Annotated in this window: 2 protein-coding genes; one reads left to right on the plus strand and one right to left on the minus strand. The window is 77.3% G+C overall.

The window, feature by feature from the left end:
* Positions 1 to 191 precede the first annotated feature (191 nt).
* Complete coding sequence (locus ACWD3D_RS37145) at positions 192 to 629, plus strand: Rieske (2Fe-2S) protein (protein ID WP_451465037.1); 438 nt, start codon at positions 192 to 194, stop codon at positions 627 to 629.
* Positions 630 to 823: 194 nt separating this feature from the next.
* Here ACWD3D_RS37145 and ACWD3D_RS37150 read toward each other — a convergent pair.
* On the minus strand, positions 824 to 1,328 hold a 505-nt coding region (locus ACWD3D_RS37150; protein ID WP_451465038.1), incomplete at its 5' end, for a hypothetical protein.

A 1,328-nucleotide genomic window follows, 5' to 3' on the forward strand; every position in this document is an offset into this window, starting at 1 on the left:
CCGCGGCCGTCCCGGCCGTCCCGGTCCGCCACCCGGGTGGCGGCATCCACCGCGCGGTTGCTTCGCCCGGGACGCGTACGCCGCCACGATGCGTGGTGCCGGGACGGCTTCGTACCCGGCCGGGCACGAACACACGGGTGGCACGGCGGGCTGATTTGCCGGTGGTGGCCGTCCGGGCGAGGGAGCGAACCATGGACGCACGGCGGAGAGCGGTCCTGGCGGCCGGAGCCGGGGGCGCGGCGGCGCTGGTGGCGGGGTGCGGGTCGTCCGGCGGCGGGGGCGGGGACACGGAGAGCTCTCCGGCCGCATCGCCCTCGTCGACGGCCCCGGCGCCCGACGCCGGTACGGAACTGGCCAGGACCTCGGACATCCCGGTGGGCGGCGGGAAGATCTTCAAGGAACAGAAGATCGTGGTGACGCAGCCGAAGGAGGGCGAGTTCAAGGCGTTCTCGGCCGTATGCACCCATGCGAGCTGCCTGGTGTCGTCCGTCAGCGACGGAACGATCAACTGTCCCTGCCACGGCAGCAGGTACAGCATCACCGACGCGGCCGTGGAGGCCGGACCGGCGCCCCGCCCGCTGCCGGCCGAGAAGATCACGGTCAGCGGCGGGGCCGTCCGCACCGCGTGAACGGCGGGGCGAGTCCGGTCGTCCGGACCGGCTTAACGGCGGGACGAGTCCGGCCGTCCGGACCGGCGGGGCGGGCGCGTTCGGCCGGGGACAGCGGGGCGAGTCCGGCCGTCCGCCGTCCGGATCGGCTGGGCGGCGGGGCGAGTCCGACCGTCCGGACCGGCTGGGCGGCGGGGCGAGTCCGGTCGTCCCAGTCACTCCCACTGCCGCAGCCGCGCCACGAGAGCCGCCTCCACGACTTCGGGACGGCCGTGGGCGGTCAGTTCGCGAAGCCGGGCGGCCCAGCGCCCGGAGGGGACGCCACGGCCCGCCGCCTGGGTCACCAACCGGACCGCGGCGAGTCCGCCCGTGGCCGATCCCCCGGCCAGCAGGCCCGCGACCACCGCGTCGACGGCCTCCTCGGGCAGGGGCCCCGGTGCGTGGACCCGGACGGCGTCCAGGCACCCCGGACGGTCCCCGGCCAGCGCGAGCCACCGCTCCCAGCGCCCCATCGAGGCGTCTCCCTCGGCCAGGGCGGTGGTCGCGGCCTCCAGGGCGGTCCGGGAGGCGGTGTGCGGGAAGCCGGCCCGCTCCAACGCGTCGGCCAACTCCTCGTACGCGCCCACGGGCCATCCCGGTACCGGCCCGGACAGGCCGAGCAGCACCGCGAGGGCGGCCCGGCGCTCGGTCGCGCACCCGGCGGCCCCCGAGGCCGACGCG

The organism is Streptomyces sp. NPDC002690, from assembly GCF_053592415.1.